The 26,146-nt window shown below is 53.0% G+C and carries 21 protein-coding genes; 9 read left to right on the forward strand and 12 right to left on the reverse strand.

Annotated features, from left to right (window positions below; genetic code table 11):
- Positions 1-92: 92 nt before the first annotated feature.
- The 8 genes from GX147_01100 to GX147_01135 form a co-directional block, all read right to left on the reverse strand.
- Positions 93-317: a NifU family protein gene (locus tag GX147_01100; protein NLN59307.1), complete on the reverse strand. Its 225-nt coding sequence runs from the start codon at positions 315-317 to the stop codon at positions 93-95.
- Between the two features lie 35 nt (positions 318-352).
- Entirely contained in the window at positions 353-943 is a 591-nt protein-coding gene (locus GX147_01105; GenBank protein ID NLN59308.1) for a hypothetical protein, read from the reverse strand.
- Between the two features lie 22 nt (positions 944-965).
- Positions 966-2,696 (reverse strand): 4-hydroxy-3-methylbut-2-enyl diphosphate reductase, encoded by a 1,731-nt coding sequence (gene ispH / locus GX147_01110; GenBank protein NLN59309.1) that lies wholly within the window; start codon positions 2,694-2,696, stop codon positions 966-968.
- Between the two features lie 43 nt (positions 2,697-2,739).
- On the reverse strand, positions 2,740-3,456 hold the full coding sequence (locus tag GX147_01115) for a TlyA family RNA methyltransferase (GenBank protein NLN59310.1): 717 nt from the start codon (positions 3,454-3,456) through the stop codon (positions 2,740-2,742).
- 32 nt (positions 3,457-3,488) lie between these two features.
- Entirely contained in the window at positions 3,489-5,414 is a 1,926-nt protein-coding gene (locus GX147_01120; GenBank protein NLN59311.1) for a 1-deoxy-D-xylulose-5-phosphate synthase, read from the reverse strand.
- A gap of 60 nt (positions 5,415-5,474) precedes the next feature.
- Positions 5,475-6,365: a polyprenyl synthetase family protein gene (locus GX147_01125; protein ID NLN59312.1), complete on the reverse strand. Its 891-nt coding sequence runs from the start codon at positions 6,363-6,365 to the stop codon at positions 5,475-5,477.
- A gap of 78 nt (positions 6,366-6,443) precedes the next feature.
- Positions 6,444-6,668 (reverse strand): exodeoxyribonuclease VII small subunit, encoded by a 225-nt coding sequence (locus tag GX147_01130; protein NLN59313.1) that lies wholly within the window; start codon positions 6,666-6,668, stop codon positions 6,444-6,446.
- Between the two features lie 7 nt (positions 6,669-6,675).
- Complete coding sequence (locus tag GX147_01135; protein NLN59314.1) at positions 6,676-8,124, reverse strand: exodeoxyribonuclease VII large subunit; 1,449 nt, start codon at positions 8,122-8,124, stop codon at positions 6,676-6,678.
- Between the two features lie 255 nt (positions 8,125-8,379).
- On the opposite strand from GX147_01135, the gene GX147_01140 reads away from it, so the two are divergent.
- The 6 genes from GX147_01140 (at position 8,380) to GX147_01165 (ending at position 17,939) form a co-directional block, all read left to right on the forward strand.
- A complete protein-coding gene (locus tag GX147_01140; protein ID NLN59315.1) occupies positions 8,380-8,817 on the forward strand; it encodes a universal stress protein in 438 nt (145 codons plus the stop codon).
- A gap of 130 nt (positions 8,818-8,947) precedes the next feature.
- Complete coding sequence (locus GX147_01145; protein ID NLN59316.1) at positions 8,948-10,738, forward strand: glycoside hydrolase family 15 protein; 1,791 nt, start codon at positions 8,948-8,950, stop codon at positions 10,736-10,738.
- Positions 10,739-10,757: 19 nt separating this feature from the next.
- Positions 10,758-13,016, forward strand: coding sequence for a trehalose-6-phosphate synthase (locus GX147_01150; protein ID NLN59317.1), 2,259 nt, complete (start codon positions 10,758-10,760; stop codon positions 13,014-13,016).
- Positions 13,013-13,828: a trehalose-phosphatase gene (gene otsB, locus GX147_01155; GenBank protein ID NLN59318.1), complete on the forward strand. Its 816-nt coding sequence runs from the start codon at positions 13,013-13,015 to the stop codon at positions 13,826-13,828. The genes GX147_01150 and otsB overlap by 4 nt, the downstream gene beginning before the upstream one ends.
- 329 nt (positions 13,829-14,157) lie before the next feature.
- Entirely contained in the window at positions 14,158-15,837 is a 1,680-nt protein-coding gene (locus GX147_01160; protein ID NLN59319.1) for a glucose-6-phosphate isomerase, read from the forward strand.
- Positions 15,834-17,939: a thioredoxin domain-containing protein gene (locus tag GX147_01165; GenBank protein ID NLN59320.1), complete on the forward strand. Its 2,106-nt coding sequence runs from the start codon at positions 15,834-15,836 to the stop codon at positions 17,937-17,939. Before GX147_01160 ends, GX147_01165 begins: the two co-directional genes overlap by 4 nt.
- 255 nt (positions 17,940-18,194) lie before the next feature.
- Here GX147_01165 and GX147_01170 read toward each other — a convergent pair whose 3' ends face one another.
- From GX147_01170 to GX147_01180, 3 genes are all read right to left on the reverse strand, one after another.
- Positions 18,195-19,037 (reverse strand): HDOD domain-containing protein, encoded by an 843-nt coding sequence (locus GX147_01170; GenBank protein NLN59321.1) that lies wholly within the window; start codon positions 19,035-19,037, stop codon positions 18,195-18,197.
- Between the two features lie 178 nt (positions 19,038-19,215).
- Complete coding sequence (locus tag GX147_01175; protein ID NLN59322.1) at positions 19,216-19,656, reverse strand: thioesterase; 441 nt, start codon at positions 19,654-19,656, stop codon at positions 19,216-19,218.
- Positions 19,657-19,659: 3 nt separating this feature from the next.
- Positions 19,660-20,049 (reverse strand): DUF3783 domain-containing protein, encoded by a 390-nt coding sequence (locus GX147_01180; protein ID NLN59323.1) that lies wholly within the window; start codon positions 20,047-20,049, stop codon positions 19,660-19,662.
- Between the two features lie 710 nt (positions 20,050-20,759).
- Between GX147_01180 and GX147_01185 the strand changes: the two genes are divergently transcribed.
- Positions 20,760-21,437 (forward strand): DUF554 domain-containing protein, encoded by a 678-nt coding sequence (locus GX147_01185; protein ID NLN59324.1) that lies wholly within the window; start codon positions 20,760-20,762, stop codon positions 21,435-21,437.
- 108 nt (positions 21,438-21,545) lie between these two features.
- Here GX147_01185 and GX147_01190 read toward each other — a convergent pair whose 3' ends face one another.
- On the reverse strand, positions 21,546-23,180 hold the full coding sequence (locus tag GX147_01190) for an acetolactate synthase large subunit (protein ID NLN59325.1): 1,635 nt from the start codon (positions 23,178-23,180) through the stop codon (positions 21,546-21,548).
- A 292-nt stretch (positions 23,181-23,472) separates the two neighbouring features.
- On the opposite strand from GX147_01190, the gene GX147_01195 reads away from it, so the two are divergent.
- Together GX147_01195 and GX147_01200 are read left to right on the forward strand one after the other, a co-directional pair.
- A complete protein-coding gene (locus GX147_01195) occupies positions 23,473-24,870 on the forward strand; it encodes a PAS domain S-box protein (protein ID NLN59326.1) in 1,398 nt (465 codons plus the stop codon).
- Between the two features lie 182 nt (positions 24,871-25,052).
- A partial coding sequence (locus tag GX147_01200) for a molybdopterin-dependent oxidoreductase (GenBank protein NLN59327.1) occupies positions 25,053-26,146 on the forward strand: 1,094 nt, incomplete at its 3' end.

Below are 26,146 nucleotides of genomic sequence, written 5' to 3' on the forward strand. Positions count from 1 at the left end.
AGATACAATCATCTGTAATTTCATGTGCCATTTCATTTTCTCCTTATCAATTTTATTATGGACGTGGAAAGGATCATGGCCTCTTCCGTTCGTCAACCTTCTGATATCACCTCTTTTACCTCGGGGATCTGTTTTTTCATATATTTTTCAATCCCCATCTTGAGCGTCATCTGCGACATGGGACAGCCGCTGCAGGCTCCTTTCAACCTGACTTTCACGACGCCGTCCGTGCTGACATCGACGAGTTCAACATCACCCCCATCCGCCTGCAGGCTGGGCCGGATCTGCTCGATGATCTGCTGTACTTTTTCCTTCATGAATTTAAACCTCCCCTCGCTTTTATAGCTGGTTGTCAGCGGGGCATATGCCTCGCCATTGTTTTGACCAGTTTCTTTGCTACATCGGGAAGTCCCGGCCTGGCAACCAGAAATCGATCCGCCTGAATATGACGGGCTTCCCATACCAACTTGCCGGTTTCGGCATTCACCATCCGGATGCCCAAGCCAACCTTCGCAATTTTGGTATCTTCATCTTTTAAATAATTCCAATAATCGAGGCTGACGATGAGCAGGGCATCAACCTGAGAAAAATCCCCGATTTTACGGCTCAATTCCGGGTCGGAATAATTCAGGTTTTCCAACTTGTTCAGGTAGGCGCTTACATCGTCTTCCAACTCTCTATCGGTTTCCCCTTTCCGCATCAACGTATCGATGGAGACCACCCTTGTAAACCATTTCCGTTCAACCAGGGCGGTGAGAATCGTTTGATCGATGACACCCCGTGCTTCAGCGAATGAGCCCACGGAAACCGGAAGGATTCCAATTCGTTTTGGATGAAAACCTTTCGCCTCCGGAGTCGACATGTTGTATCGAAGGCCGCCGCAACCGATAAGCGATACAACCAAAAGAAATGACAGCGTAAAAAAAACCATCTTCCTGTACATGGATGTTTCCCCTTGCGTTTGATCAGGCCCGGAACCATGAAACGGCAACCCATAAAAACGAGGCCGCCCCGGTTATGATGTAAACGGTTTCCAGAATCCCCTCCAGGACAACTCCTGAAAATCCGGATTTCCTATCACAAAGTTTGAAGCATATCAATATATAAAATAAGCAGATGAACAGAACGACCGAAAGGAAGGGGGACCATCCGAGCGTATAAGAAACAACGAGCATCAGTCCCGTTATCAGGGCAACGCCGGTCAGGAGATGACGGGTACGCTTTTCCCCGATCACAACAGGAATTGTTTCCCGGCCGATGAGCCGGTCGCTCTGTATGTCCAGGAGATCGGACATGGAAGAACGGATGAAGACGACGGCGAAAATGAACAGGAAAGCGACGACCGTGGCCGGTGAAAATGCCGGTTTTCCGATCAGGGCCGGCAATATGGCCCCGACAGCCCCCCAGGCGAGGGCGACCGATAAATTTTTGGAACCCGGCAGGTCTTTGAGTCTGAGCCAGTGACCGCGAAAGAGTAGGATCGGCGTGTTGTACAAAATACCGAGGACCGAAATCGTCAGGAGTAAGAGAAAGGAACTCATGCTCAGAGTCAGCGCGAGAAAAAGAGAAGCCCCCAGCGATATCAGGGCCGCACCGATATACAATTTTTGGTGTGTCCGATATGTTTCCTCCCGAAAAGACCCGATGGTGGTGCTGGTCTTTCGGTCGATGAAGCGATTCAGGGTGTGCATGGCGAAAACGTACAGGGCCATGGCCAGGATGGCGGCCGGACGGGGAGTCAGTCTCTGGAGAAGCATCCCGGTGTAGGACAGGCAGGCCGCACCGAAAGCGGAGTACAATTCCGCCTTGATGGCCAACTCCCAGAGGCTCATAAGGCGACGGGAAGGGCCGGTTCGTTCTCTCAGAGTATCCACCACCCGATTGATGATCCAGTTCGGTGTCGAGGCCCCGGCGGAAACGGCGATGTTGCCGTAAGCCGCCAGGGGATGGCTCATCATCTCTTCCACGGTTTCAATATGAAAGGTCGGTTTCCCTTCCTGTTCCGATAATTCGGTCAGACGGCATGTGTTGGCACTATTTTTCCCGCCGATAATGATCATGGCATCCGAAACGGCAGCCAGTTCCTTAATCTCGGTCTGCCGACGCTCTGTTGAATCGCAGACCGTATTGAAGACGACCGCTTCCGGAAATTCCTTACGGACGGCGTCGACGATCCGGTCGTATCGATCGAGATTTTGTGTTGTTTGAGCCACAACACAAATTTTGGCGTCAGCGGACAGATCGGACACCTCCCTTTCATGGGACAGCACAATCCCTTTTGTTCCAGCATAGCCAAGCAGGCCGTTCACCTCCGGGTGTTCCCGATCACCGACAATGATCGTCGTGTAATCACGTTCCGCGTGCCTTTTGATGATGGATTGTACATGGGCGACTTTTGGGCATGTTGCATCGACGATGGTGACACCTTTGTCACGTATGGCTTTTCTTTCTTCAGGTGAAATGCCATGTGCCCGGACAACGAGGACGCTGTTGTCCGGGCCATCTATATCGTCAATGGATTCGATGGGGAAGACCCCCCTTTTTCTCAGAAGTTCCACCGTCTGAGGATTATGGATGAGAGGGCCATAGGTGTAAATCCTGCGTTGGTCGCCCTTTTGGGCGATTTCCAGAACGATGTCCACGGCCCGTTTGACTCCCATGCAGAAGCCAGCCGTTTTTGCCAGTATTACCGCCATGTCGTTCGTCCCTTCTCCTCCGGTCGAGTGGAACGGGTTTGTCTTATTCTTTCGGCCGTTGCGCGTGAATAAAAAATTCCCGGTTGCCCGCCGGTCCCAGCAAAGGTGATTCACAGGTGGTGATTCCCCCCAGGTTCAACTGCCTGCAAAGGGAAATGGAGCCTTCGACTACGGCCTGGTGCAGGGCCGGGTCGGACACCACACCGCGTTTACCGACCTGTCCGCGACCGACTTCAAATTGAGGTTTTATCAGGGCCAAAAGGAGCCCGCCGGGACGCAGAAGGCTTACCACCTTGGGGAGGATCACCTTGAGAGAGATAAACGATGCATCCACCGTTGCCATATCCAGGGGTTCCGCGATGCCCGTTCCGTCGAAATAACGTATGTTGGTGCGTTCGATGGGAACGACTCGCTTATCCGTGCGAAGTTTCCAGGAGAGCTGACCGTAACCGACGTCAAGGGCATAGACCTTGATGGCTCCAGACTGGAGCAGACAGTCCGTAAAACCGCCCGTTGAAGCTCCGACATCCAGAACGGTCAATCCCGACACGTCAAGCCCCAGGGCGTCAAGGGCGCCCCGAAGCTTCAGGCCGCCTCTGCTTACATACGGATGAAGATCGCCGGTTACGCGCACCTCCGCCGTTACGGATACGGGACTCCCCGCCTTGTCTATTTTGAAACCATCGACCAGAACCCGTCCTGCCAGAATCAATGCCCGCGCCTGTTCCCGGGAGGCTGTCAATCCCCGGTCCACCAGCATTCTGTCCAATCTGACTTTATTTCCTTTTTTTGTCAAAGTGCCGGTCTCGTAATTCGTTTGGCCGCCGCGATGATTCCTTCCCTGTCAAGGCCGTAAATGCTTCTCAGTTCTGCCTGGGTGGCATGTTCAACGAATTCATCTGGAATCCCCATACGAATGACCTGGATATGCGTAATTCCTTTTTCTTGGAGCATTTCAAGGACGGCGCTGCCGAAACCTCCCATGAGGACATTCTCCTCAACGGTGATCAGACGCCGGCAGGCGATGGCTGCCCCGGAAATAAGCGCCTCATCCAGCGGCTTGACGAAGCGGGCGTTGATGACGGTGGCATGGATACCCTCCTTTGCCAGCTCCTCCGCTGCGGCAAGCGCTGGGAGTACCGTGGATCCGACGGCCACGATTGCCAGGTCATTGCCATCGTGCAGAACCTCGCCTTTGCCGATGGGAATGACCTCCGGTTCTCCGGAGAGGGGAACCCCCGCACCCCTGCCGCGGGGATAACGGATGGAAACCGGGTGGTCCGCTTCAACCGCCGTTTTCAGCATATGGCGCAGTTCGTTTTCATCTTTGGGGGACATAACGGTCATATGGGGAATCGACCGCAAGAAGGAGTAATCAAACAGACCGTGGTGGGTTGGACCGTCGTCACCCACCAGGCCGCCCCTGTCCTGAGCAAAAACGATATGCAGTTTCTGGAGGCAGGCGTCATGAATGATCTGGTCGTAAGCCCGCTGAAGGAAAGTTGAGTAAATGGCGACAACGGGAATGATGCCTTCCGTGGCGAGAGCGGAGGCAAAGGTGACCCCATGCTGTTCCGCAATGCCGACATCAAAAAAACGGTCCGGGTAAAGGCCGGCGAAACGTTTCAGTCCCGTTCCTTCGCACATGGCGGCAGTGATCGCGACGATTTTTTTATTGACATCGGCAAGCCCGATGAGGGTATCCCCGAACACCTGTGTGTAGGTGGGAACGGTGCTGGCCTGGACCAGGGGATTGCCTGTTTCCACATCGAAGGGCGCTGCACTATGATACCTGAGAGGCTCCTGCTCCGCGAACAGGTACCCCCTCCCCTTTTTTGTGATGACATGGACCAGGATGGGCCCATCCATTTTTCTTATATTTATGAGATTTTTTATCAAATGATCCAGACGGTGACCTCCCAGGGGGCCGACATAGGTGAACCCGAGTTCCTCGAAAAGTGCTCCAGGGATAAAGAAGGTCTTTAGTGACTCTTCGGCATGCTGGGTGAACTTGAGGACCTGGGGTCCTACAGAGGGAATGGTTTTCAGAAAATGCTTGATTTCGTTTTTCAGTTTCATCACGGTCTGACCCGTCATGACCCGGTTCAGGTATGATGACATGGCGCCCACGTTCGGTGAAATGGACATTTCGTTGTCGTTGAGGATGATGATCAGGTCCTTGTGTCGGTCTCCCGACCAGTTCAGGCCTTCGTAAGCCATGCCGGAGGTCATGGAGCCGTCACCGATTACGGCAATGACTTTGAAAGCTTCTCCTTTCAGACATCGTGCCTCGGCGATGCCCGATGCTGCGGAGATAGATGTACCGCTGTGACCGACGTCAAAGACGTCGTAAACACTCTCCGCCCGCTTTGGGAAACCGCTGATCCCGCCGCGCTGGCGAAGCGTGGAGAAAACCTCTTTCCGTTCGGTGATGATCTTGTGGGCATAGGCTTGATGCCCCACGTCCCAGATCAACTTATCCTTGGGTGTATCAAAAACATAGTGCAGGGCGAGGGTCAATTCGACGGCTCCCAGGGAAGAGGCAAGGTGTCCCCCCGTACGTGCCACGGTGTGTACAATTTTGATCCGGATTTCTTCCGCCAGACGGTGGAGCTCGTCGACGTTCAGTTTTCTCAGGTCCTCCGGGCGGTTGACGCGCTCGAGAAGCGACCCCTGGGAGAGTTCCCGTGTTATTTCGGCACTGGGGTTCCTTTTCATCTTTGTGCCTTCATGTACCCTTGCGAGGCGGCGAGTCGTCGATTTCATCCCGATGTCGATCTAAGAGTCACGCTCGATAATATGCCGGGCAATCATCCGTAACGGTTCTGCCTTTTCGTCCAATGGTGCAATGGCGGACAGAGCCTCGGTCATGAGTTCCCGTCCCTTCTGCCGGGAGGCTTCGATGCCGACCAGGGCAGGGTAGGTGGCTTTCCCTCTTTTTTTATCCGTTCCAATGCTTTTCCCGATGCGCTTTTCCTCACCTTCGACATTCAGAATGTCGTCGGCAATCTGGAAAGCAAGACCGATTTGTGTTCCATAGTGGATGAGGGCGTTGATTTCCTCCGGTTTGCCGCCAGTGAGCAGTGCGCCGGATCGTACGGATGCGGCAATCATGGCTCCGGTTTTCCGGGAATGAATATACTGAAGAGTGGACATATCATATTCCTTACCCTCCGATTGTACATCCATGACCTGGCCGCCGATCATGCCGAAGAAACCGGCCGCGTCGGAGATATCGTGAATGATATCAATCCGTGTCGCCGGGTTGAATTCCGTTAAATGGTCCGGGTGGGACAACAGACAAAAAGCCTCCGTCAACAAAGCATCCCCCGCCAGGACCGCTATGTTTTCGCCGAAGATCTTGTGATTGGTCAGGATACCGCGCCGATAATCGTCGTTGTCCATGGCGGGCAGGTCGTCGTGAATGAGGGAGTAGGTGTGAATCATCTCCAAGGCACAGGCAACCGGCAACACCGCGTCAGCGTTTCCGCCAAGCGCTTCTGTCGCGGCCAGGCACAAAATGGGACGGATTCTTTTTCCGCCGGCAAACAGGCTGTAACGAACAGCCTGAAAGATGATGGTGGGATATGTGTGCTCGGCCGGCATATATTCCTGGAGTGCATGGTCAACCCTTTTCCTGTGTTCGATGATATAACTGTCTAAATTCATAAAACCCTTCTTTTCAGGCCGTTTGTCCCGTTAAGATCTCCGGTGGGCCCGGAATGGCATCGGACGGGGATGGCCCGGCTAAACTTCTTCTGAAAACGATGTGCTGGCCAAGCCTTCTTCCTGCTTCAACAAAATTTCCACTTTTCTTTCCGATTCGTTCAATTTTTTCGTGCATAAACGGGATAGTTTGATTCCCTCTTCGAAGGCTTTGAGGGAATCCTCCAGAGAAAGCTCTCCGCTCTCCAGTTTTTTGACGATTTCTTCCAGTCGGGTCATATTGTTTTCAAATGTGTCTTTTCCCATGATTTCGTTATCTTTCCGGAAGGTCTATCTCGGAATCAAACCTGTCCCTTTCTTCAGTTCGTTTATTCATCCGGCCCGGTTTTGCAAAAAAGTATCTCGCATTGTCCTCTTCACGGGATTTCACCGATGCTGTCAGTTGCCCTTTCCCAAGGTATATCATCAATTCCTCTCCCACCCGGACCTGAGCGGCTTCCCGAATAATTTCCTTTGTCTGGCGCCGGAGTGTGATGCTGAAACCGCGATTGAGGACCGCAAGGGGATTCAGCGAGTCCAGGAGAGATATGTTACGTTTCAGGGTCTGGCGGGCGTCGACAATCCGACGTCGCATAGCGGCTATCATATTTCCGGTTGAGGATTCAAGGAGAAAACCGATCCGTCGATGGCCGGTCCGGGGACTACCCTGAGCAAGGCGAATCTTCAAATGGTGCAGATGTGCGGCACTGTGCGCCAGTTGTTGGCACAGCCGGGCCTTCATTCGGTCATCGTAGTCGTCCAGAGACAGGCGATAGTCGTCTATCATCCAGCGGGGACTTTTAAGCTTTTCCCGGAGCAAGGTTGCCTCACGGTTCAGTGATTCGGCCATATGCGCGCGACTCCGAATCATACGGTGACGCAAGTCAAAAAGCGTTCCGGCGAGATCGTCTCTGGAAGGAACCACCAGTTCTGCCGCCGCGGAGGGAGTGGGTGCCCGGAGGTCGGCCGTGAAATCGGCAATCGTGTAATCTGTTTCATGTCCCACAGCCGAGATGATGGGAACGGGACAGGCGTGAATCGCCCGGGCCACGGTTTCATCATTGAATGGGGCGAGATCTTCCAGGGAACCGCCTCCCCTTGCTAGAATCAAGACATCAGCCCGACCGAAGGCGACCATGTCTTGAATTGCCCGGACGATTTCCGGGGCCGCCTCCGGACCCTGAACACGTGCCGGGGCCAGCAGTAGGGAGACGGAGGGGAAACGGCGTTTCGTGATCTGTAAAATATCCCGGATTACGGCGCCTGTCGGCGAGGTAATGACGCCGATGCACGAAGGCAGAAAGGGAATTTCTTTTTTGTGTCTCTCGTCAAAGAGCCCCTCTGCATGAAGCCGGGCCTTGAGCTGTTCGAATGCCTTCTGAAGGGCTCCGGTTCCCTTGGGTTCAACCGTGTCGATGACGATCTGGTATTCGCCGCGGGGCGCATAGACACTGATGCGTCCCCGGCAGACGACCAGCATACCTTCCTCCAGGTCGCAGGCCATCCGGCGGGAGCTTGGCGTGAGTTGAGTACCGGGAAAGGGCTTGAACCAGACTGCACGAATCTGGGCCTGATTGTCCTTCAACGTAAAGTATGTGTGGCCCGAAGCCGGCCGACGAAGATTCGAGATTTCTCCCTCCACCAGAATCGGATCGAAGGTTTCTTCAAGGAGATTTTTTAGCTGCCCCGTCAGGGCCGTTACGGTCAGGATGCATTTCATCATACCGAACCGGACTATCAGATATCGGGGGTGATGACAAGGCTGATTTTGGTTTCGAGCCGACAGTGGGGAGATATTTCCTCTAAGGAGACGAGGGAAATATCGGGTTGGCTTGTGGCTCAACCATGGGCGTTGGTCCGGGGAAAAATCGTGTCGGTCAATTTGACTTTGAGGCGTGAGGAATTAGATTAAAATAAATCGATGGGCGGATAAAAGGGAAACAGGATGGTGAGGTAAACATGACGGGAGGTGAGGGAAATGTTTAAGAAAATTCTTGTACCTCTGGATGGCTCCGAATTGGCGGAGTGCGCGTTGCCTTATGTGCGGGATCTTGTCCGGGGCGGTTTCGTTGAAGAGATTGTCCTCTTGAATGTGGTGGACATTCCAGCGACCTGGGTCGAGGGAATTGATTATGTAGCCATTAAAGATGCTGGTCTGGAGCAAGCGACAAAGTACCTGCAGGAACTCAAGGATCAATTGGCTGCCGATGGTCTGCCCGTCCGGGCGGAGATTCTGGAAGGGGTAACGCCGCATGTTATTGTGAACTATGCCACGGAGAAGGGCGCAGACCTGATCGTCATCGGTACCCATGGATACACCGGCATGAAAAAACTTATGTTCGGAAGTGTTGCGCTGCGAGTCCTGCACGACGCCCATTGTCCGGTCCTTCTGATTCGCCCGGAATCGTGTCGGTAAAAACCCCACTTATCCAAACAGGCGGCAGGGGCTCCCTCCGGTTGTGACCCCGAATGGAGGCCTTGCCCCTTTACTAATCAATTGAAGTGCGCTATGAATTCCACAGTATACTGGCAGAAGGAGTTGTCGCATGATCAATTCTCTTGAGTTGGGGTTGATTGGAAACTGCCGGATCGGAGCGCTGATCAACCCGGCAGGAGAGATTGTCTGGAGTTGCCTGCCCCGTTTTGACGGCGATCCTATATTCTGCTCCCTGTTACGGGAACACGATACTGGTGAAAGCACAGGCTATTGTACGATTGAGCTCGAAGAATTGACCGGAACGGAACAGTTTTACCTGACCAATTCGGCAGTGCTTGTCACCAGGTTGACGGACAGGAAAGGCGCCGTGGTGGAAATCACGGATTTTGCTCCCCGCTTCCGGCAACACGGTCGCATGTTTACGCCCATGATGATGATCCGCTACGTCAAGCGACTCCATGGCGCGCCGCGTGTGCGCATCCGTGTCAGGCCCACATACGGATATGGGCGACACGCCTGTTCCGTCACCTATGGAAGCCACCACATCCGCTATGTTGCTCCCGACGGAGTGTTGAGGCTTACGACAGACATGTCCCTGACACCGATCCTCAACGAAACCCCCTTTTTTCTGCAGGATAGCATCAGCCTTATCTTCAGTTCCGACGAGACCATTCCGGATACGATCGGTGAACTGACCCGGCGCTTTCTGAATGAAACGCTGCAGTATTGGCATGAATGGGTCAGAGACATCGGAATCCCCTTTGAGTGGCAGGATGTGGTTATCCGTTCCGCCATCACCCTAAAACTGAACACTTTTGATGACACCGGTGCGATCATCGCGGCCATGACCACCTCTATTCCCGAGGCGGCGGGATCTTCACGAAATTGGGATTATCGATACTGTTGGCTGAGAGACGCCTACTTTGTTCTCAATGCATTGAACCGTCTTAACACGACACCCACTTTGGAGCGCTACATCGGTTTTCTTGTGAATGTCATTGCCGGTGATCCCCGCAGACGTGTCCAGCCCGTGTATGGTATTGACGGGAGGGCGCAACTCGATGAAATGGAACTGGATTCTCTGCCCGGATATAGGGGGATGGGGCCTGTGAGGGTTGGAAATCAGGCCTATACCCAAACCCAGCACGATGTGTACGGATCAGCCATACTGGCGGTGGCCCATGTCTTCTTCGATCACAGATTAATCCGCCGGGGTGACGAGGCGCTTTTTCGGCGTCTGGAATTTTTGGGCGAGGCGGCCTTTGCCGTTCACGATCAGCCCGACGCGGGGATTTGGGAATTTCGTGGCATGCTTCGTGTTCACACTTTTTCCTCGGTGATGTGCTGGGTAGCCTGTGATCGGCTGGCGAGGATTGCCTCCGTGTTGACACTGACGGATCGTGCTGCGTATTGGAGAACAAGGGCGGATCATATCCACACGGTAATTTGCCACAGAGCGTGGAGTGATCGCAAACAATCCTTCACTGCGGCTTTCGATGAGGATACGCTGGATGCGAGTGTGCTTCTGCTTCATGATCTGGGTTTTTTGGCGGCGGATGACCCGCGTTTTGTGAAGACCGTCACGATGATTGAACGGGAACTCAGACATGGAGATTATATTTATCGTTATGTCGATGCCGATGACTTCGGTGTTCCGGAGAATGCTTTTCTCGCGTGTACCTTCTGGTATATCTACGCATTGTCCGCTCTCGGACGCATGGAGGAGGGACGTGCCCTTTTCGAAAAACTGGTGGCGAAACGGAATGGACACGGGCTCCTCTCCGAGCATATCGATCCGCAAACGGGTGAATTATGGGGTAACTTTGCCCAGACGTACAGTATGGTCGGTATGATCAACTCGGCCATTCGTCTCAGCCGGCGCTGGGACAGTGCGTTTTAAAAGCAGAGGCGAGGAGAAGATGAAAACCTTATTCAGACGACTCCTGTTTGCCCGCTCCCTTAAGCTTTCCCTGCGTTTCATCATACCCCTCGTGATTGCTCTGTTCCTCTTGGCCTATGCGATTGTTCCCTTGGTCGATAAATTAACCCTCCGCTGGTTTCTCCGCGATCTCGATATGCGTTCCCAGCTTGTTGCCGGAACGCTGGAAGAATCAATTGTCGAGCTGGTCAAACAGAGAAACAAAAGCCGAATCAACGCACTCTTTGCGCGCTCGATGCGCGACGAGAGACTTTTTGCACTGGGTTATTGCAACGAAAATGGAAAGCTGATCTATCGGACCCAGACTTTTCCAGAAGACCTTTCCTGCGAAATCCCCGCAGCCGATGACCGGACAAAATACACGCTCCTTAAGCTGTCACAGGGCTTACTCCACGTTACTTTTAATCCGTTGAAAGATGAAGACGCTCCGGCAGGTACGCTGGTTTTGGTGCATGACATGAGTTTTATCGAAAGGCGTAGCGCCGATACAAAAAAGTACATCGTGGTCCTCTTTGTATTGCTGGGGGTGGTGGTATCCATGATCACCGTCTTCGTCGCTCATCTGAGCTGGCATGGATGGATGGAGGGGGTTAGAGCCATGTTGCGCGGCGAAGGTATTTTCCGCCCCTTCGCTCGCTTGCCGGGTGCTGAATTACAGCCTCTGGCCAGTGATCTGCGAGCGCTTCTGCGAACATTGGATGAGGAAAGGCGTTTTGCCGATGACGCCACAATAACCTGGACACCGGACACCCTGAGGGGGCTTCTCCAGACTCATTTCAGCGGGGATCAAATTCTGGCTGGTTCCAATCGGGAGCCCTATATTCATGTCCAAGGGCCATCCGGGATCGAAATCAGACATCCGGCGAGCGGCCTGGTTACGGCAATTGAACCCGTCCTGCGTGCCTGTTCGGGGACATGGATTGCCCACGGAAGCGGAAGCGCTGACCGTAACGTAGTCGATGAGCACGACCATGTTTCCATTGCCGCAGGCGATGCGGATTACACCTTGCGGCGGATTTGGCTGACGGAAGAGGAAGAAAGCGGTTATTATTATGGTTTTGCCAATGAAGGACTGTGGCCTTTGTGCCATATCGCCCATGTGAGACCCGTTTTCCGTACAGAGGACTGGCGGCATTACGTGACGGTTAATCAGCGGTTTGCCGACGCTGTTGTAGAAGAATCGGACAGTGATGATCCCGTTGTTTTAGTACAGGACTACCATTTTGCGTTGCTTCCCGAACTGATCCGCCAGCGTCTACCCCGAGCCACGGTCATTTTTTTCTGGCATATTCCCTGGCCGAATGCTGAATTTTACGGCATTTGCCCTTGGCGGGAGGAATTGCTGCAGGGGATGCTCGGCAGTACCATTATAGGTTTCCACACGCGGTTCCACTGTAAAAACTTTCTGGAAACGGTTGACCGTTATCTTGAAACGAGAATTGAACATGAATCATCGACCATTTTTCACAACAACATACTGACATTGGTGGAAAGCTATCCCATTTCCATTCAATGGCCCCCCGCCTGGCAGGAACTTCAGCCATCGGTGGAGTCCTGCCTTACGGAGATACGGGAAAAGCTGAGCCTGGATGAGAACGGCCTGATCGCCCTGGGTGTGGACCGACTGGATTATACGAAGGGAATTCTAGAACGCCTCCGAGCTGTGGAGCACATGCTGGAAAAGCACCCTGAATTGGTCGGCCTGTTTACCTTCATTCAAATAGCGGCGCCGTCCCGTTCCGTACTGGAAGATTATCAATACCTGGACGAGCGGGTCCGCGCTATGGCTGAAAAAATTAATCATCGTTTTTCGCGACAGGCTTATCGACCGGTTTGGCTTAAGGTCGAGAAACATGAACCTGAGGAAGTGAACCGCTATTATCGGGCGGCAAACGTGTGTTTGGTGACAAGCCTGCACGACGGGATGAACCTCGTCGCCAAGGAGTATGTGGCCGCTCGGGATGATGAGCGCGGTGTGCTCCTGCTCAGCCAGTTTACGGGAGCGGCCAATGAGTTGCACGAAGCCCTGATTGTCAATCCGTATCATATCGAACAGATGGCCGAAGCGCTTTTTCAGGCGTTAAAGATGCCGGATTTCGAGCAACGTGAACGCATGCGCAGCATGCGGGCCCGGGTTCGTGATTTCAATATCTACCGATGGGCGGGTAGAATGCTGATTGACGCGGGGCGGATTCGGCAACGGGAAAAACTATCCGTGAGGATCGGGCGTCCCCTATGAATCATTCCCAAAGGCAGATTTACCTTTTCAGCAAGCCCGGACTGCGTGCCCTGAGAACGTTTATCGATGCGGCGACGCTGTTTGCGTTCGATCTGGATGGTACGCTGGCCGCCATCGTGGATGATCCGCAGCAGATTGAAATATCGATGGCGTTGAAGCGGGAATTGAATGACTTAAAGACACGGGCCGCCACTGCCGTGATCACCGGTCGGTCTCGCGAAGACGCACAGGGGCATCTGGGCTTCATGCCCGATTATCTGGTGGGGAACCACGGAGCGGAAGGTGTTCCCGGATGGGAGAAGCGACCGGATACATTCCGCAGCCTCGTACGGGCATGGGATGACCAGTTACATTCGATTCTTCCCCAATCCGCTGAAGAGGGTATTGTGATTGAGAACAAGGGAAACTCGCTTTCCATACATTACCGAAACGCGCTCCAGCGATTACCGGCCAAGGAACTTGTCCTGCGGGCGGTTGATCAGCTCAATCCGAAACCCAAACGCCTGGGCGGGAAATGTGTTGTCAACCTGCTCCCTGAGGAGGCACCGGACAAAGGAGAGGCCGTCCTCGAACTCATGCGGCGGGGAGATTACAGGAAAGTTTTCTTCGCGGGGGATGACCTGACGGACGAAGATGTGTTTCGGCTCAGGATGGATGCTCTTTTTACGGTCCGGATCGGCCCACAGAGGCAGAGTGAAGCCCTGTACTATCTGAAAGACCAGCAGGAAATGCTTCCCCTGCTCCGCAGCATCAATGGCCTCCTGCGTGAGGTGGCGAAAAAAACGGAAAACCACCCTATCGCTGTAAAATAGCCATGCCCAGGGTATTAGCCTCCGTTTGTGCGGTGGGCTTTCCTGAAAACACATAGGGCCAGTGACATTTCCCCGGGGAATCAGGGGGGAGGCGGTTCCCTTTTCCTTAAAAACGGTCGGGATTAAAGGTGTGTACCCCCTCCGTGGGAAGACGACGTCAGGCTGTATTCAATGATGAGTCAGTGATTTCAACCATCCCTGTTATTTTTTTATTTGAAGCGATTCCTATGCAAATCGTCATAGGAAGTCACCCTTGCAATTAGGGGGCTGTTCCCTTACTATGGCCCATCAATTGATCCCAAAATTGTTGGTGGAGGTAGTAGCGTAGCGTGGCAGTGAAGCTTGTCCATGTCGCCTTGGGTCATGCCGTTTCGTCCTGGAAAAACACTCTGGCGGAGATACGGGAACGCAGGGTTGTCGAGCGGATGTGGGAAGGGGATCATACTGTCTGGAAGACAAGTCCTGAGGAAATTGTCAACCGCCTCGGTTGGCTGCGAAGCGGTGGTGTGTTCAAAGATCATTTCCCCCAGGTAGAGGCCTTTGTATCCCGTGTCCTGGCGGACGGGTATCGGCAGGTGCTCCTTTTGGGCATGGGCGGATCCAGTCTGGCCCCGGAGATCTTCCGGAAAATTCTGGGAAGCAGGGCGGGGTATCTCGACCTGTCTGTGTGTGACACGACGGCGCCGGCGACGATTGCGGCCCTGGGCGCCTGGACTGAAACAAAAAAGACCCTGTTCGTTGTGTCCACAAAGTCCGGGGGCACCGTGGAAACCCTGTCGGCCATGAAGTTTTTTTACCGACGGACGGCAAGCCGTCAGGGCGAGAAACATGCGGGGCTGCATTATGTCGCCATCACGGACCCTGGGAGCAGCCTTGTCGGTATCGCCATGGCACAGCGATTTCGGCGGATTTTCTACGGCGACCCCGACATCGGTGGACGCTTTTCTGCCCTGTCCGTCTTCGGCCTTGTTCCGGCGGCTCTCGTCGGAGCAGATATCAGCTCACTTCTGGAATGGACCGACGAACGTTTATCCCCTGTCGTCAAACTCGGTGTGGAAGTGGGCGCCATGTTGGGGGTAATGGCCGAATCGGGATGCAACAAGGCGACGTTCGTTCTTTCTCCGGCGTTGTTGCCCTTTGGTGACTGGCTTGAACAGTTGATCGCCGAAAGCACGGGAAAGGAAGGAAAGGGCATTCTGCCCGTTGTCGGAGAACCTCTCGGGGCACCCGGAGATTATGGAAGGGATCGTTTTTTTATCGGACTGAGCCTTCGAGGCGAAGCACCCGCAACCGGTCTCGCCATTTTAAACAACGCGGGACAACCGGTTGTGGAGATGGTGATCGATCACCTCCAGGATCTCGGAGAGTTGATGTACGTCTGGGAAGTGGCGACCGCTGTGGCCGGATACGTACTGCAAGTGAATCCCTTTGACCAGCCCGATGTGGAGACGGCCAAGCGGTTTACCCGGGCAGTCATCGCACAGCTTCAGTCCCCGTCCGTGGAAAAACCGGTGCTAGTCGATGGAGATATTTCCATTTACGGTAAGATCCCATATGCCTCCGATGCCGGGGACGCCCTTATCACTTTTTTACGTTCCGCGGCGGAAGGACATTATATCGCTCTCCAGACCTATTTGCCCCAGGAACCCCATCTGACGGAAATGTTGGATGAACTACGCCTGCTTCTTCGCAACCGGTACCTTGTGGCGACAACTGTTGGTTATGGACCCCGTTTTCTTCATTCGACCGGTCAGCTTCACAAGGGCGATGACGGCAGGGGATTATTTATCCAGTTCACGGGGGACAACCCTGTGGATCTGCCCATCCCCGACTCTATGACAGGTCCGGGGGCCTCCCTGACTTTCGGCATCCTTCAATTGGCCCAGGCTGAAGGGGACGCCCGTGCCCTGGAAAGCCGGGATCGCCGGGTGATCCGTTTCCATTTCTCCCGGGACAGCCGAAAAGGTATCCGGACATTGATCTCTCGTTTGCAAAAGGAACCGATATGACCCATAAACACCGGAGAAACCGGCTCGATCGGGAGAAAAGCCCCTATCTGCTCCAGCACGCGGATAACCCCGTGGACTGGCAGCCCTGGGGGGAGGAGGCGTTTGCTCTGGCTGCGGAAGCGAACAAGCCTGTATTCTTGTCCATTGGCTATTCCACTTGCCACTGGTGTCATGTCATGGCACGTGAGTCCTTCGAGGATGAAGTCGTGGCGGCACTCTTGAACGAAACCTTTGTCTGCGTCAAGGTGGACCGAGAGGAGAGGCCGGACATTGATAAAGTCTATATGGCCGCCTGCCAGATGCTGACGGGACAGGGCGGCTGGCCTCTGACCATCATCATGACACCGGAAAAGGCTCCTTTTTTTGCAGCCACCTATATACCCAAGGAAAGCCGCTCCGACAGTATCGGTTTGATGGATCTTACATCCCGTATTGCCGAATCATGGCGTGGCAATTCCGAACGTTTCCGTCAGTCCGCCGAGGAGATTGTCGCCTCCCTCAATCACGTTTGGCACGCCTCTTCCGATGGGGGGCTGCCCCAGGATGTCCAGAACCAAGCATTGGCCCAACTGGTGGAACAGTTCGATGACCTCTTCGGTGGTTTCGGTACCGCCCCCAAATTCCCCATGCCGCACCAGCTTCTTTTCCTGCTCCGCCACGGCAGCCGGACCGGTGAAGCCAAAGCGATCCGCATGGCGGAAAAAACCTTGCAGGCTATGGCAGCTGGCGGCATCCATGACCAGTTGGGAGGCGGTTTCCATCGTTACAGCACCGATCCCAGATGGCTTGTCCCTCATTTCGAGAAAATGCTCTACGATCAGGCCCTTTTATTCCTGGCTTACACGGAAGCCTTTCAAGTGACCGGGAATGTCTTTTTTCCCGAGGTCGCGGAGAAGATATTTGCCTACGTACTTCGGGATATGACGGATTTGCGGGGTGGTTTTTACTCCGCCGAAGACGCCGACAGCGAAGGCGAGGAGGGCAAATTCTATTTATGGACTCAGCGTGAGTTGGAGGAGCTCCTTTCTCACGAAGACGCCAGGGTTGCCACACACTATTTTGCCGTCGAACCGCAGGGAAATTACACCGACGAGCTGAAGGGTGGGTACACCGGATATAATATCCTGCATCGTCAACAGAATTTGGCGGATCTGGCGGCCAGGCTGAAAATGACGGAGGATGCGCTCCGCCAAAAGGCGGCAGCCATCGCCCAAATACTCTTCAAACACAGGGAGAAAAGGAGCCGTCCCCATCGGGACGACAAAATCCTCACCGATTGGAACGGTCTCATGATCGCCGCCCTGGCACGGGGCAGCCGGGTTTGCCGTAAAAAAGCCTACCTCGATGCGGCGAAGTCAGCAGCGGATTTCATTCTGAACCATCTCAGGGACAGGAACAGACGGCTTCTCCATCGCTGGCGGGATGGTGAGGCGGCCATGCCGGGCAGTCTTGACGATTACGCTTTCTTTATCTGGGGTCTGATCGAACTATATGAAGCGGATTTTGATCCGCGGTGGCTGGACACGGCCCTGGAACTGAATGACGATCTGATTCGGTGTTACTGGGATGAAGAACGCGGAGCCTATTATTTCACCCCCGCCGATGGGGAAAAACTCCTTCTGCGGCAAAAAGAGATTTACGACGGCGCTATCCCGTCCGGTAACGCCGTGGCCTCCCTGAACCTGATCCGCTTGGGAAAAATGACGGGGCGGCACGACCTGGAGGAGCGAGCCAGTCTTTTGCTTCGATCCGTTGCCGGGGCGATTCGTCAGATGCCGGGGGGGTGCGCCCAATTCATGACAGCCATCGATTTTTTGGCCGGGCCATCCTCCAAGGTCGTCATTGTCGGCGTGCCGGGGAGGGAAGACACCCGAATCATGTGTGAAACCTTGAACAGTTATTACTTGCCGAGGTTGGTTGTCCTGTTCCGACCTGCCGGTGCGATGGACCCGCTCCTTGTTGAACTGGCGCCTTATGTGAGGGATATGGCTATGATAGACCGTAAGGCGACGGCTTATGTATGCGTCGATCAGACCTGTTCCACCCCCACTTCAGACCCCATGGAGATGATCCGTCGCCTGAAGGGGCCGCCGGTGAAATGAGTTTTGATGAGAACGTTTGCTTTGAACCGCAAATTCCTCTGATTGTCCGACTGGAAGGAACACCCCTCAGATAGGTTACTTCGGGCTTTCCCCGAGGTCTGCTGGCAGGACAAAACAGAAGAGTCCGTCCGTAGCGCTCGGGGAGATTTTTGTTGGCAGGTTGCTTTGCGGAGGAGGCAATCACGCCGTGCCTCGGCGGATTTCCGTGTTACTCATTGTTGTCGCCCCACGCATCGTAGTGAGGGCCTTCGGCGGCTATAATTCATGGATTCGCGGTGACCGCAATAAAATCAAATAATTGTCCAAGCCGGCTGCGTGGAACTTGTCCCGGATCATCGCCTCAAGGGTACGACTCACGTCGGTGCCGGGGCGGGGGGGGTGGCACCGGAGAACGAACCGATTGCCGTATTTAAGGAAACTCGCGCGAACCATATCCCGGGCCAAGTAAATCACCCCGGGCAGTGAAACCGTCTTTTCCTCCAGAATAACCGTCTGGGCCAGAACAATCGTCTGAAGAAAATCCGGAAGGCCGAACTGTTTGATGATCTTAACCGCCAGATAAGGATGATATGTCTCAGTAAAAGTTTCGTCAATTTCCTCTGATTCGGGTTCGATTGTCTTTTTGTACAGCGCCATCATTTGCCGCCCGATTTCCAGAAACAGTCCCCCCAGTTCCGCTCGCTGGGCGGAAATGCCCCGAAACCCCATTTGCCAAGCCAGTATGCCGGCCATGACAGATGTGGCGAAACTGCGGGCGAAAAGTCGTTCGGCCTCCGGATCCCAGTTCGCGAACAGCTGGAAGCCTATTTGCATGATCATGACTTTCGTCTGCTGTGTGCCTAGGCGGGAGATGACGTCGTAAAAGGTTGACGCCTCGCCGCGCCTCAGGTTTCCCGTATAAACGGAACCGGCAATATCGTGTAGCCTCAACCAGAGAGCTTCGCCGATCTTATCCCGGGCTGCGTTGATGGCCCGGCGGTCAGCCTCCAGGTTGTCCAGAATGATGAAAATGTCAGGATCGAAAAGCTGGTCCTTGACAAGTTCCATCAGTTTGGCATCGATTTCATCGATCAGTTGAAAGGCCCGAGCATCGTCCATAAATTTAATTTTTCTTCATGATCCGTTTTCATGACCAGTACTGGTACACTATTGCATGACCGGTGACATGTGCTTGATTCAGTAAATCAATGAAATGGTTTTCATGTCATACGGCCGGTTCATCACCTGAAAAGGTCCCTGTCTTGCTCCCTCTTATGGGGCCACAGCCAGGACTGTTTCAGGGAGTGGGGATGCAGTTCGATATGATGTCCTTGAAGGTTTCTGGAACCGAAACCACCCGGTTTTTCGTATAGTCGAAGCAAAGCATGCCGGTCTTGGCCCGGACCACCTCTTTGCCCGTCTTGACGTTGGTCATCCGGTAGAAGAGGTCGAACCCATATTTATCGAGATCCGAAACGGTGATTTCAATCAGCAGGACATCCCCGTGGAACGCCTGGGAAAGATAGGTGATCACTGAATCAACCATGATAATCCCGGGACCGCCGATATCGGATTCCTTGAATCCGTACCGCTTGAAAAACTGAAGACGCGCCTCGTGTAGAAGTGCAAGAACCGCATCATTCCCGAGATGGTTTCCGTAGTTAATATCGCTGATCCGAACGGAAATTTCCGTAGCGAACATGAATTTTTCCGGTACCTCCAGTTCAATACGCGCCATGGTCTATGGATCCTCTTTGGGAGATAGTTTGTCTCGCGTCCACTGTCGGTGTTCATCCTTGAGGTGTTCGAACAGACGGTTCAGCGGCCATTGAATATTCTGGGCGGTCAGACCGCAGAAGATGGGCCTTTCGATCTCCGGCGACGGAAAACCATTCAGGGCCGCATCAATCTGTTCCTTGTTAAAAGCGAGAAACATGATCATCTTGTCCGTCCTGTCCTCGTAAAAATCATCGGGACCGCTGTCAAGAATATCGGCGATCGTTCGATTGCTCTTACCCGAGGCACTGATGACGAAGATGGAATCCTTTAATACACGGTCAAGCGTTTTTCCGATCTGAAGCGCGTTCTCCCGATTGTACCCGTAAATCAGGATGCCGATAGGACCTTTCATGCGGACCTCTTCTTTCTCCCGGAGAATTCTCGAGCAAGTAAAATGCCGGTTAATCGCATATAAAAGGGGTTTGAAAAAATAGCAGGTATAGTTTATGAGCTTTCATGGGAAATGGCAACCCAATTCGCAGGAAGGGACAATGCCAAAAACACTCAAGGATTTGTTATTATCCCCATTTGGCAGAGAGGAGAAGCGATCAATCGAGGCATTCACCGCATCCACGCCACGGTCAAGGCAGGTCGCTCCATCATCTGAAATCATCGTTGCGGGTCGTTATTCCAAGGGCCATATCTTATCCGCAATTGACGAGAAAAACATGATCCGGACCGTCGTAGGCTGTTATTTCATTTATGTTCTTATTAACAATTGACGGCGCCGTGCATTTCTCTCTTCCGCATGTCTTATGGGGACGGGGGAATATCCATGGCTATCCTTTCAAGGCGATCCGGGGTGCCTATGCTGGAGGATCTGGAAATGATGCGGCGTATCGGAATAGGGGAGGGGCAAATTTTACGACGGTACGGACCCGTTTTCATGTCCCTGCGACACCACGGGGAAAATCCTTTCCATACCATGTTACAGGAAAGAAGGATTCCTTCAACTCCGGGTTTCAGGGAGCAAAACACAATGTCCGTTCCAGATTTGCATGTAATCAATCTCCCGAACATCTCCGGTAATCCGGCAGGTTCATACGGAGAGGAGTCGATTCCATGAAGGGCACTCTTGTGAATTGCGGCACCATTCTGATCGGCAGCGTTTTGGGAATTGCCTTGGGGCAATATGTTCCCGAACGGTTTCGTACGATCATGACGCAGGCTTTGGGATTGGCTACGATTCTCATCGGGGTTCGCATGGCTGTTGCCGGCAGCGAGGTCCTGCTGACAGTCGGATGCCTTTTGTGCGGTGGTGTCCTCGGCGAATGGATCAATGTCGAAAAATGGATTGAAAAGGGCGCTGAAAGGCTGAAAAAAAACTTTGCGTCCGACTCTACAACCTTTGTTCATGGTTTTGTCACGACATCGATTCTTTATCTGACAGGCCCTATGACCATTGTCGGGTCCATTCAGGACGGTATTTCCGGCGACACGTCGACCCTTTTTCTGAAAGCGATTCTGGATGGTATTGCTTCGATCGCTTTCGCTTCTATCTACGGCATTGGCGTTGCCTTTTCGGCCCTTTCCGTACTTATCGTGCAGGGGGCGATCACAATATCCGCCTCGTATCTTATTTTTTTGAAAGATCCTGCCGTGTTGCATCCCGTAATATCCACCGGAGGAATCATGATTATCGGGATCGGGTTGAATCTGATGAATGTCACCCGTATCAGGGTGGGAAACTTTTTGCCGGCTCTTCTTCTGGTTCTCGTATGGGTTAGCTTTGCCCGATAACCATTCGAGAATTTCTCTTCACCCAATCGGGTGATGCCGTGTTGCAAAGGCAAAGTGCATAAGGTATCCGTTAGACTGGAAGGGTTGATCACTGCTCTGGTTTACAGATTATACTTGGCAGACAAGATTACCCAACTCTACGGAAAAGGTGTCGTAATTTACCGAGTAGTCAACGGGACATTCGATAACAGCAGGGTTGTCGGACGCGAAGAAGTCGGACAGGACCGCAGCCAGATCATCGCCTCTTTTGATTCGGTATCCCGTAATGCCGAAACTTTCCGCGTATCGCACAAAGTCGGGGTTGCCGTAATCCGTCACAAAGGGGGGAAAGCCTTTTTGTCTTTGTTTCCACTTAATGAAGCCGAAGGCGTTATCGTTCAGGATAAGTATCACCAGGGGGAGATCGCAGCGACGGAGTGTTTCCAGTTCCTGCGAGTTTATCATGAAGCCGCCGTCACCGCAGACGGCAAGGACTTTCTTCTCCGGTGCCAGCATTTTCGCTGCCAAGGCGGTCGGCAATCCTGCGCCCATGGTCGCTAGGGCGTTATCCAGCAGAAGCGTATTCGATTCGTAGGTAGGATAAAGACGACTGAACCAAAGTTTATAAATGCCGTTGTCGAGAGCCAGGATATCTCCTCTTCCCAGCGTTTCCCTTACTTTGCGGACGATGGTTTGAGGGGGCGGTGGCCAGGTGTTTAGGATGTCGGCATCTATTTTAGACTGAATGATTGCCCGCGTTTTAGCGAAAACGGGAAAGCTTCTTTTTTCAGGCAGCCTTTTCCCCAGCTCGCGAATGGTAGTGGCAATGTCTCCGATGATCTCGAGGTTTGGGTTCAAGTTGGGATCCGTGTCAGAGGGGGCAAAGCCGATATGGATGATCGTCCTGTTCACTGAATCGTTCCAGATCGAGGGCGGGTATTCAACGGGGTGATACCCGATGGTGATGACGAGATCGGCCCGGTCCATGCCGCAGTGAACATAATCACGCAGATGGATGCCCGTGGCGAAGAGGCTGGTTGAACAATCATCGGGGATGATACCTTTCCCCATCTGGGTATGGACGACATAGATGCCCGTTTGCTGGATGAAATCGAACAAAGCCCGGGATATAAGGGGACGGTTTGCCCCGCCTGCAATGAAGATAAGCGGCGTTGAGGCCTGTCGAATCATTTTGGCGGCCCGGTCCAGGATGGTCTGGTCCGGCGCGGGGTTGTATAATTCCTGGCGTTTCTGAATGGCGGCATCTGTTCTTTCCCCGGCGAGATCTTCCGGAAATTCGATATGGACTGCGCCCGGTCGTTCTTGTTCCGCCGTTTTGAAGGCGCTTCTGATGATGGTCGGAATCATGTCGGCATCCATAATAGAGACGGCCATCTTGGTAATCGGTTTCATCATGGAAACAATATCCACCAGTTGAAACTTGCCTTGGCGGTTATGGCGCAGTGCCTTCTGCCCTGAAATGGAAATGATCGGTGCCCCGATCAACTGACCGTGGGCGATTCCAGTAACCAGGTTGGTCGCACCCGGTCCGAGGGTGGACAGGCATACGCCCGCCCGCCCGGTCAGCCTGCCGTGCGCCGCCGCCATGAAAGCTGCTGCCTGTTCGTGGCGGGTTACGATAAATTTGATGGAGGAATTGCGTATGGATTCAATCAGGTCCAGGTTTTCTTCACCGGGGAGACCGAAGATGTAAAGGACCCCCTCTTCTTCCAACTGCCTGACAAATAAATCCGAAGCTTTCATGAATGAATCCTTTCTTGGTTACGACCATTGCGTTGCCTTGTTTTATTCTCGCTAAAATCCTATTATTTGCAATCGTTTTTAGAAAAAATATGACGGTAATCCACCAGGTAATTGCACGTTGTCCGCTACACCTTGACATTTTCCATGTCATCAGGACAGGAGGTTGCCCCTGCGTTGCGAAAGCGCTAAAAAATATGTAAATTATCCACAATGTTTGATAGAACCCATGGTGGGTTGTTTATCCGAGCAGTCAACGGGTTCCGGATTACCCAGCCTGAAGGGAGCAACGGGCATGCCTGAGCGGCGAGAAAAACGGTTGACGTCACGTATAGTGAATCTGGAAGAGCAGCTTGCGGCGTTGCGAAGTGCCGAGGTGGTCTTGAAGACAAGTGAAGATCGTTACCGCAAGATTTTTGACTACGCTCCCGTTTCAATTCGGGAAGAGGATGTCACGGCCCTGGAAGCGGCGTTTGACAAACTCCGGGCGCAGGGGATCAGCGACTTTCGTCGGTATTTTGATGAGCACCCGGATTTTCTCGATAAAGCGCAGAAATTGATCAAAATAGTGACCCTCAATGAGGCCACGCTTGCCCTTTACGGCGCCAAAAGCCGAGAGGAACTGGTCGGTGCTCTGGAAAGAACCCTGGTGCCCGAATCCATGTCGGTCTTCCGTGAAGAGTTGGTGGCATTCGCGGAAGGCAAGGAAACATTTGAGGGTGAAAACATCAACCAGACCCTCGATGGACGCAGAATCAACATTCTCGCTAAAATCATCTATCTTCCCAAACCTGGCAGAAGAGAAAAAGTTGTGGTCTGTACGGTGGACATCACTCGAGAAAAGCAGGCCATGAAGGCGTTGGAAGAAGAAATTCTCCAGAATCATCTTATTCTCGAGACAGCCCTCGATGGGTTTTTTATTGCCGATACGAGGGGTAAAATCAAGGAAGCAAATTTGGCCGCCTCAAGAATCACAGGATACGATCGCCATGAACTGATGAAGATGAATCTCAAGGATATTGATGGATGCGTTATCACGTCAGCCGACAAGAAACAGGGCAAGATGCGGAGCTTTCGTCTACATGAACGGTTCGAGAGGACATGCCGCCGGAAGAGCGGAGAGATGATTGATATCGAGGTCAGCCAGAATTTTCTGGAGATCAATGACGAAAAGTTCTACTTTTACTTTTTCAGCGACATCAGCAATCGTAAAAGGGCTGTGGCTGAACTGCATGAAAGGGAAAAAGAACTGGCTGAGCAGTCACAGAAACTGGAGGAAGCGAACGTTGCTCTTCGGGTGTTGTTGAAACGGGTTGAAGCGGATAAGAGAATCCTTGAAGAAGATGTCATGTTCAATATCAAGGATTTGGTCTTCCCCTATCTGGACAAATTAAGAAAAACCGGGCTAAGTACAATCCAAACATCATATCTGAGTGTCATCACGTCAAATTTGAAGGATGTTATTTCCTCCTTTCCCAGCCATTTGCACAATCAGTTTTCGGAACTGACCCCCTCGGAAATCCAAATTGCCAATCTGGTCAAACAGGGAAAATCGAGCAAGGAAGTCTCCGAAATTCTTGGCCTGTCGCCACGGACTATTGAAACCCACCGGCGGAATGTGCGTAAAAAACTCGGTATCCGCGGTCATGGAACCAACCTGAGAACCCACCTGTCCAAATTGGATAATGGGTAGAAAACATACTCATTTATTACCGAATTATCAAGTCTGGTTTTCCGCCTGAATGACCGTAATAATGACCTAAAATGATTAAAGAATTCAATTTCAATGACAGTCGGGAATGTCCGTTGACGTCATCAGAAAACGTAAAAATTCCAACACAACTGGAAATCCAGACAGAGAAAGGAGATACGAAATTGGCTGACGAACTTGGTGTGAAACAGGTAAAATCGGTATGTAACATGTGTCAGGGGGCGGATACCGGTCTCATTGGTTATTCAAAGGATAATGTCCTCTTGAGGGTAGAGGGGGATCCGGATTGTCATCCCTGCTACGGCAGAATATGCGTCAAAAGCCAGTCCACTCCTTTCCAGCTCAATAACCCCAACCGGGTTCTGAAACCGATGATGCGGACGAATCCCGAAAAGGGGATCGGCGTCGATCCGAAGTGGAAGGAGATTTCCTGGGACGAGGCCTATGACATGATCATCCCGCGATTGAAGAAGATCCGGGAAGAGAACCCCCTCAAACTGTGCCTCAACTCGTTCGATTACCCATCGTTGGATATGGCCGGTCCCCTGATGATGGGCTTCGGGGCGCAGTTTTACTTCGGCGGGGCGACTTGGTGCGGCTGGTACCATAATGTCTGCTACCAGTGGCATCTGAGCTTTTTCCGGGAGGCCGATTATGAGAAGTGCAACTACCTGCTTCTCTGGGGAACCCAGGCCGGGCATATCCTGGATGCCCTTCCTGTAAACTCGGCGAAGAAACTGGCGGATGCACGGGCCAGAGGCATGAAGATGGTCGTTATCGACCCGATCTGCACACCCTGCGCCGGGAAGGCCGACGAGTGGATTCCCATTAAACCGGGGACCGACGGTATGCTGGGTCTGTGTTTCCTGAACCTGATGATTAATGAATACGGCCTGATCGACAGGGAATTCATTAAGACGAAAACCAACGGTTCTTACCTGATCGGACCGGACCAGCACTACGTAAGGGACAAGGAAACGAACAAGCCCATGGTCTGGGATCTGGATAAGAACAAGGCGGTTCCCTTCGACGAGGGATCTGCGAATCTCTCTCTGGCCGGTGAATATGAGGTCAACGGAGTCAAGTGTCACCCTGCTTTTGAGCTGATGAGCAACCATTTCAAGAAATACACGGTTGAAAAGGCGTCTCAGGTAACGACGATTCCGGTGGAGACGATCCGGCGCCTTGTAAAGGACTTCGGCAAAGCCGCGCAGATCGGCAGCACGATTGTTGTGGACGGGGTGGAACTGCCCTATCG

The sequence above is a fragment of the Deltaproteobacteria bacterium genome (genome assembly GCA_012522415.1).
Taxonomy (GTDB): Bacteria; Desulfobacterota; Syntrophia; order Syntrophales; family JAAYKM01; genus JAAYKM01.

What these genes read in the sequence shown, in the direction of transcription:
- GX147_01100 (NLN59307.1), bottom strand. Translation starts at nt 317, where the DNA reads ATGAAGGAAAAAGTACAGCAGATCATCGAGCAGATCCGGCCCAGCCTG.
- GX147_01105 (NLN59308.1), bottom strand. Translation starts at nt 943, where the DNA reads ATGTACAGGAAGATGGTTTTTTTTACGCTGTCATTTCTTTTGGTTGTA.
- ispH (NLN59309.1), bottom strand. Translation starts at nt 2,696, where the DNA reads ATGGCGGTAATACTGGCAAAAACGGCTGGCTTCTGCATGGGAGTCAAA.
- GX147_01115 (NLN59310.1), bottom strand. Translation starts at nt 3,456, where the DNA reads ATGCTGGTGGACCGGGGATTGACAGCCTCCCGGGAACAGGCGCGGGCA.
- GX147_01120 (NLN59311.1), bottom strand. Translation starts at nt 5,414, where the DNA reads ATGAAAAGGAACCCCAGTGCCGAAATAACACGGGAACTCTCCCAGGGG.
- GX147_01125 (NLN59312.1), bottom strand. Translation starts at nt 6,365, where the DNA reads ATGAATTTAGACAGTTATATCATCGAACACAGGAAAAGGGTTGACCAT.
- GX147_01130 (NLN59313.1), bottom strand. Translation starts at nt 6,668, where the DNA reads ATGGGAAAAGACACATTTGAAAACAATATGACCCGACTGGAAGAAATC.
- GX147_01135 (NLN59314.1), bottom strand. Translation starts at nt 8,124, where the DNA reads ATGATGAAATGCATCCTGACCGTAACGGCCCTGACGGGGCAGCTAAAA.
- GX147_01140 (NLN59315.1), top strand. Translation starts at nt 8,380, where the DNA reads ATGTTTAAGAAAATTCTTGTACCTCTGGATGGCTCCGAATTGGCGGAG.
- GX147_01145 (NLN59316.1), top strand. Translation starts at nt 8,948, where the DNA reads ATGATCAATTCTCTTGAGTTGGGGTTGATTGGAAACTGCCGGATCGGA.
- GX147_01150 (NLN59317.1), top strand. Translation starts at nt 10,758, where the DNA reads ATGAAAACCTTATTCAGACGACTCCTGTTTGCCCGCTCCCTTAAGCTT.
- otsB (NLN59318.1), top strand. Translation starts at nt 13,013, where the DNA reads ATGAATCATTCCCAAAGGCAGATTTACCTTTTCAGCAAGCCCGGACTG.
- GX147_01165 (NLN59320.1), top strand. Translation starts at nt 15,834, where the DNA reads ATGACCCATAAACACCGGAGAAACCGGCTCGATCGGGAGAAAAGCCCC.
- GX147_01170 (NLN59321.1), bottom strand. Translation starts at nt 19,037, where the DNA reads ATGGACGATGCTCGGGCCTTTCAACTGATCGATGAAATCGATGCCAAA.
- GX147_01175 (NLN59322.1), bottom strand. Translation starts at nt 19,656, where the DNA reads ATGGCGCGTATTGAACTGGAGGTACCGGAAAAATTCATGTTCGCTACG.
- GX147_01180 (NLN59323.1), bottom strand. Translation starts at nt 20,049, where the DNA reads ATGAAAGGTCCTATCGGCATCCTGATTTACGGGTACAATCGGGAGAAC.
- GX147_01185 (NLN59324.1), top strand. Translation starts at nt 20,760, where the DNA reads ATGAAGGGCACTCTTGTGAATTGCGGCACCATTCTGATCGGCAGCGTT.
- GX147_01190 (NLN59325.1), bottom strand. Translation starts at nt 23,180, where the DNA reads ATGAAAGCTTCGGATTTATTTGTCAGGCAGTTGGAAGAAGAGGGGGTC.
- GX147_01195 (NLN59326.1), top strand. Translation starts at nt 23,473, where the DNA reads ATGCCTGAGCGGCGAGAAAAACGGTTGACGTCACGTATAGTGAATCTG.